This is a genomic window from Novosphingobium sp. GV079, assembly GCF_003058045.1.
Lineage (GTDB): Bacteria > Pseudomonadota > Alphaproteobacteria > Sphingomonadales > Sphingomonadaceae > Novosphingobium > Novosphingobium capsulatum.
On the sequence record NZ_QBUE01000026.1, the window covers coordinates 22,054 to 28,401 of the forward strand.

General features: G+C 66.7%; 5 protein-coding genes and 1 tRNA gene. 2 read left to right on the forward strand and 4 right to left on the reverse strand.

What is annotated here, in order from left to right:
* Positions 1-145 precede the first annotated feature (145 nt).
* Positions 146-619 (forward strand): (2Fe-2S)-binding protein, encoded by a 474-nt coding sequence (locus tag C8K14_RS21030; protein ID WP_166643380.1) that lies wholly within the window; start codon positions 146-148, stop codon positions 617-619.
* Entirely contained in the window at positions 616-2,865 is a 2,250-nt protein-coding gene (locus C8K14_RS21035; RefSeq protein ID WP_107718967.1) for a xanthine dehydrogenase family protein molybdopterin-binding subunit, read from the forward strand. The genes C8K14_RS21030 and C8K14_RS21035 overlap by 4 nt, the downstream gene beginning before the upstream one ends.
* Positions 2,866-2,883: 18 nt before the next feature.
* On the opposite strand, the gene C8K14_RS21040 is transcribed toward C8K14_RS21035, so the two are convergent.
* The 4 genes from C8K14_RS21040 to C8K14_RS21055 all read right to left on the reverse strand — a co-directional run bounded on the left by C8K14_RS21040 (position 2,884) and on the right by C8K14_RS21055 (position 6,331).
* A complete protein-coding gene (locus C8K14_RS21040; RefSeq protein ID WP_107718969.1) occupies positions 2,884-4,131 on the reverse strand; it encodes an FAD-binding oxidoreductase in 1,248 nt (415 codons plus the stop codon).
* A 20-nt stretch (positions 4,132-4,151) separates the two neighbouring features.
* Positions 4,152-5,150 (reverse strand): 4-hydroxyproline epimerase, encoded by a 999-nt coding sequence (locus C8K14_RS21045; RefSeq protein ID WP_107718970.1) that lies wholly within the window; start codon positions 5,148-5,150, stop codon positions 4,152-4,154.
* Positions 5,151-5,160: 10 nt separating this feature from the next.
* Complete coding sequence (locus C8K14_RS21050; RefSeq protein ID WP_107718972.1) at positions 5,161-6,087, reverse strand: dihydrodipicolinate synthase family protein; 927 nt, start codon at positions 6,085-6,087, stop codon at positions 5,161-5,163.
* A 167-nt stretch (positions 6,088-6,254) separates the two neighbouring features.
* Positions 6,255-6,331: transfer RNA gene (locus C8K14_RS21055), tRNA-Met, on the reverse strand.
* Positions 6,332-6,348 lie beyond the last annotated feature (17 nt).

The window sequence follows — 6,348 nt, forward strand, 5'->3', positions numbered from 1 at the left end:
CAATAGGCGCCTTAGGTGTTCCCCCGCCAAGCCGAGTTCAAGCCCGGAAAATATGGCGCCCTGCCCGATATTCATCGTGCCACGGCGATTAGATTGCGATATGAAACCCAAGCATACGTGCTTTGCGAAGAATGGGCTGCCTTTCATGATCGAATTGACCGTCAACGGCCAGAAGCGTCAGATCGACGCTGATGGCGATACCCCCCTGCTGTGGGTGCTGCGCGACGACCTGGGGATGATCGGGACGAAATACGGCTGCGGCATCGCCCAGTGCGGCGCCTGCTCGGTCATGATCGACGGCACCGTGACGCGCAGCTGCGTGACGCCGGTGGAATCGGTCGCCAGCGCACAGATCACCACGATCGAGGCGGTCGAGGCCGATCCGGTGGGCGCCCGCGTGGTGGAAGCCTGGGTCAAGCACCAGGTGCCGCAGTGCGGCTATTGCCAATCGGGCCAGGTCATGGCGGCCACCTCGCTGCTCAAACAGAAGGCCAAGCCCAGCGATGCCGATGTCGAGGCGGCAATGACCAACCTGTGCCGCTGCGGCACCTATAACGCGATCAAGGCGGCGGTGCGCGATGTAGCTGGCCTTGCTCCCACGCAGGAGCACGGCGCATGACCGAATGGACCCCGCTTGATCCCGCGCTGGCCAAGGTGCTGCCGACCGGCGAGCCGGTAAACGTATCGCGCCGCGGCTTCCTGAGCGCGGCCAGCGCCGGCGCCCTGGTGCTCGGCTTTGGCCTGCCGGTGGGCGCAGCCCGCGCGCAGGCAGTCGGCGCTGCCCCGGCGGTGGTGCCCGGCACCCGCGTGCCGGCATTCCTGGCGATCAACCCCGATGGCACGATCCGCCTGCAAAGTCCCTTCGCCGAAGGCGGCCAGGGGGTGTGGACCGCCATGGCCCAGATCGTGGGCGAAGAACTCGATGCAGATCCTGCCACCTTCGTGGTGGAAAACGCACCCACCGGGCCGGATTACCAGGTCATCAATGGCAAGATGCGGATCACCGGCGGATCGATGTCGGTGCGCAGCAGCTACGACACCATGCGCCGCCTTGGCGCATCTGCCCGCGCCATGTTGATCCAGGCCGCCGCGCAACGCCTGTCGGTGCCGGCCAGCGCGCTCAGCACCCAGCCCGGCCGCGTCGTGCACCAGGCCTCTGGCCGCAGCCTGAGCTATGCCGAACTGGCACCCCACGCGCTCGATCTGCCCGCGCCGACCACGCCGCCCACCCTCAAGGACCCGAAGGATTTCCGCTGGATCGGCAAGCCGCAGGCCCGGCTCGACGTGCGCGCCAAATCGACCGGCAAGGCGCAGTTCGCCATCGACAGCAAGGTCGACGGCATGCTCCACGCCGCCGTCCAGCATGCGCCGCGCCTGGGCCTCGCCGTTGGCAAAATCCGCAACGAGGCAGCCGTCAAGGCGATGAAGGGCGTGCATTCAGTGCATGTCCTCGATGGCGCGGTCGCCGTTGTCGCGCCGCGTTTCTGGCACGCGCGCCGCGCGGTGGAAGCCGCCCAGGTCGATTGGGTTGAGCCCACCGGGGCCAGCTATCGCCCAATGCCGGCCACCTTCTCCACGGCAGACCACGCCGCCCATCTCGCCACGGTGCAGGGCACCGAAGAAGTGGCCGAAAGCACCGGCGACGTTGCCAAGGCCTTTGCCGATGCCGGCGCCAAGGGCACGCTCAGCGCCACCTATCACAGCCAATACCTGAACCATGCCCAGCTTGAGCCGCCCTCGGCCCTGGCGCGGTTCAACGCCGATGGCACGCTCGACATGTGGTTCCCCAACCAGGCGCCCGACATGTTCCTGGCCGAAGTGGCCAAGGCATCCGGACTGCCGCCGGAAAAGATCCGCATCCACTCGCCTCTGCTTGGCGGGTTCTTTGGCCGCCACTTCCTCTATCCCAAGGGCAATCCCTATCCCCAGGCGATCGAACTGGCCAAGCGCGTCAACGCCCCGGTCAAGCTGATCTGGACGCGCGAAGAGGAATTCCTGCGCGATCCACTGCGTCCGATGGCCGCCGTGCGGTTTCGCGGCGCGGTCGATGCCAATGGTATGCCCCTGGCGATCGAGGCGGTCAGCGCCACCGAAGGCCCGAGGGAGGGCATTGCCGACAAGCGCAGCGGGGAAATCGATCCCACCGCGCTCGAAGGGCTGGCGGGCAAGAGCTATGCCCTGCCCAACAAGCGCATTGCCCAGATCTTCGTCAAAAGCCCTACCACCGTGGCCTATTGGCGGTCGGTCGGCAATTCGATGAACGACTTCTTCTATGAAGCCTTCCTCGATGAACTGGCCGACAAGGGCGGGCAGGATCCCTATGCCGTGCGCTTGCACCTGCTCTCGGGCAACGCCCGCTTGACCACGCTGCTCAAAGCGGTGGTCGATCTGTCCGGCGGCTGGAAGCGCGGCCCGTTCACCGCGCCCGATGGCACCACCCGCGCCCGCGGCATGGCCATGGCCTCGCCCTTCGGCACGCAGACGGCGGCCATTGCCGAAGTCTCGATCGCCGATGGCCAGGTCAAGGTGCACGATGTGTGGCAGGCGATCGATCCGGGCAGCATCGTCAACCCCGCCATCATCACCGCGCAGGTCAATTCCGCCGTGGCGCTCGGCCTGTCGCAAGCCCTGATCGAGGAAGCCGCCTACAAGAACGGCGAACGCGTGGCGCGCAATTTCGATGGCTATCCGATCCTCACCCCCGATCGCATGCCGCGCGTGCACGTGCGCATCGTCGAAAGTGGGGAGAAGATGGGCGGCATCGGCGAACCCGGCCTGCCCGCCGTGCCACCGGCCGTGGCCAATGCCGTGTCGCGCCTGCGCGGCCAGCGCGTGCGCACTCTGCCCATCGGCACGTTGAGCTGAGCCAGGCGCGCCTGATCCTCAGCCAAAACGGGAAAGATCGAACGGCGCCAGCGACACAGCTGGCGCCGTTTTGTCGATCAGCGCCGTGATCAGGTGCGCGGTGGCCGGCGCCAGGGTCAGCCCCAGGTGCTGGTGGCCAAAGGCATAGAACAGATTGGACGCGCGCGCTGAACGGCCGATCGCCGGCAGATAATCGGGCAGCGTCGGCCGGCAGCCCATCCAGCGCCGGAACGGCCCGGCCATCGGCAGCCCGAGTTCCGCCACATGACGCTCCAGCCTTTCCCACTTGCGCGGATCGGCCGGGGCATCGGGGTCGCCCAGTTCGACAAAGCTCGCTGCCTGAACGCTATCGCGATACCGCGTGACGATCATCGCGCGCTGTTCGAACACCACCGGCGGCAGATCGGCCGGCCAAGCGCGCGCGTCGGCGCGGATGTGATAGCCGCGCTCGGCAATCATCGGCACCGCGTGGCCCAGGCGCCGCAAGATGGGCGCAGCACGCACGCCAGCGCAAACCAGCACGGTGTCAGCCCCCAGCCCCGGTATGTCTGCCCGACCATGCGCGATCGCCACATGCGCGCGCTCGGCATGCAGGCGCCCGCCACGCGCCACAAAGGCATGCCGCAACGCCTGGCGCAGCGCATCGAGATCGGCAATCTGCGCCGTACCAGCAAAGCGCACAGCGCCCGCCACCGGCTGCCCACACAGGGCGGAAAGGCGCGCGATATCCTCATAGGTGGCTCGCGCCACCCTTGCCGTGCCGGTCTGGGCCGCCTGCCATGCGGCACGGCCCGCTGCGGCAGCGTGGGCATCATGCCAGGCGACAAGATGCCCTTCTTCGCGCAGCAGGTCCGGGACGCCAAGGCGAGCCACCAGGTCACGCCAGGCCGGCAGGGCCTGCGCCATCAGCGGCGCCATGGCCGCGCAGCCGGCATGAAAGCGCGCCGGGCGCGCCGCTGCCATCAGCCGCAGGCCGAACGGCAGCCATCGCCCGATGGCGTCCGGCGGAAAGGCCAGCGGCCCGCCCCGGGAAAACAGCCGGCCGGGCAAGGCGCGGATGGTGGCAGGCGACGCAAGTGGCTCGACCTGTTCAGTCGCGATATGCCCGGCGTTGCCCCACGATGCCGCTTGGCCCAGGCGATCGTCATCGATGATGGTGACGCTGTGCCCGGCGTCGACCAGCGCGATCCCCGCACAGAGGCCGACCACGCCGCCACCGACAATTCCGATCACCGCCACGACGACGCCACTCCCCCTTGCGCGCATCCCGCGCCAGGCACATTCACTCAGGCAACCTGGAAACCAGCCCAGAATGGATCATCGCGGTCAATCCAGATCGTATTGAAGCCCGTCGCCACGGCCGATCCCTCGATCGAGGGGATGATCGCGGGCTGGTCGCCCAATGTCACTGCCTGCTCCACCCGTCCGATAAAGCGCGAACAGATATAGCTTTCGTGCACGAAGGTATCGCCCACGCCCAGCTTGCCCTGCCCCGCCAGATGCGCCAGGCGCGCCGAGGTGCCGGTGCCGCAGGGGCTGCGGTCGATCGCCTTGTCACCATAGAACACGGCATTGCGCCCATCGGCGCCGTCATGCTTGGGCTGGTCGGTCCACAACACGTGGCTGACACCGCGAATGGTGGGATCGAGCGGATGCACCGGCTCGAACTGCGCGCGCACAGCCTCGCGCACGCGTTGCGACAGCGCCACGATCCGTGCCGCGCCCAGGTCGTCCAGGCCGGTATAGGCGCCCTGCGGCTCGACAATGGCGTAATAGTTGCCGCCATAGGCCACATCGACCGATAGCGCGCCGATGTCCTCCACCGCCACGGCAATGCCCCGCGCCGCCACATAGGATGGCACATTGGTGATCCGCACCGACGTGACCTTGGCGCCTTGTGTCTGGTAGGCGATCTCGATCGTGCCGGCTGGCACTTCCACCTTGAGGCGGCCCGGCACTGCCGGCTGGATCAGGCCATGTTCCAGTCCGAACGTGATGATGCCGATCGTGCCATGGCCGCACATCGGCAGGCATCCGCTGGTTTCGATGAACAGGATACCGATATCGTTGGCCGGATCGACCGGCGGATAGAGAAACCCGCCCGACATCATGTCATGCCCGCGGGGTTCAAAGCACAGGCCGGTACGGATCCAGTCGAACCGGGCGAGGAAATCCTGCCGCCGTTCCGACATGGACGCGCCCTTGAGGAGCGGCGCCCCGCCCGCCACCAGGCGCACGGGATTGCCGGCCGTGTGCCCATCGATGCAAAAGTACGTGTGGCGCATGGCCGCCCGCTCAGGCCAGCACGGGTTCGGCGCGCGTCGGGGTCAGATCGGGCCGGGTGGCGGCGGCCTTTTCGACCATGGCAATCACTTCGGCGCGGCGTGCACCCTCCAGCACATAGCGCGGCGGCAATACGCGTTCCGAACCACGGCCCATCACCTGCTCGGCCAGCTTGATCGACTGGACCAGGTCATGTTCGGCATCGAGATGCAGCAAAGGCATGAACCAGCGATAGATTTCCAGCGCCTTGGCATGGTCTCCCCGCTGGATGGCATTGACCAGTTCCACCGATTCCTTGGGAAAGGCATTGGTCAGGCCAGACACCCAGCCCTGCGCGCCCAGGAACAGGCCTTCCAGCGCCACGTCGTCCAAGCCAGCAAACAGCACGTAGCGATCGCCGAAGGCATTGCGAAAATCGGTGAAGCGACGGGTATCGGGCGCCGATTCCTTCACCGCCACGATGTTGTCCACCTCGACCAGGGCCGCCAGCACATCCTTGTCGATCACGGTGCGATAGGCCGGGGGGTTGTTGTAGAGCATGATCGGCAGGTCCATGCTTTGCGCAACGCCCCGGAAATGGGCGACCAGTTCGTGCGGCTTGGGCACATAGACCATCGGCGGCAGCAGCATCACGCCATCCGCCCCAGCCTTCTGCGCAGCCCGCGCATAGCGCACGGCGCGGCGGGTGTCGTATTCCGAACAGCCGGTGATCACCGGCACGCGGCCATCGACCACTTCCACGATGGCGGAAAGAACCTGGACCTTCTCGTCGAATTCGAGAGAGTTGTTTTCCCCCACGGTGCCCAGCGCGATCACCCCGGTGACCCCGTCGCGGATCAGGTCGTCCACCACGCGCTGGGTGTCGGCCAAATCGATCGACAGGTCTTCGCGAACCTGCGTGGTGACTGCCGGGAACACGCCCTTCCAACCGATTGCCATCTATCGTCGTCCTGATCCTGCTTAGCTACCAGATCGTATACGATATTATGGGGTGGTCGGCAATCGTGTCTTGCGCGGGCATCGGCAGGGCTGCGTGAGCTGAACGCAGAAAGGCCCCGCGCCTTTGCTGGCCGGGGCTGTTGTGTATTGCGCTGCTGCTGTTGATATGGTTGCGGGGGCAGGATTTGAACCTGCGACCTTCAGGTTATGAGCCTGACGAGCTACCGGGCTGCTCCACCCCGCGATGCGCTGCGGCCCCGT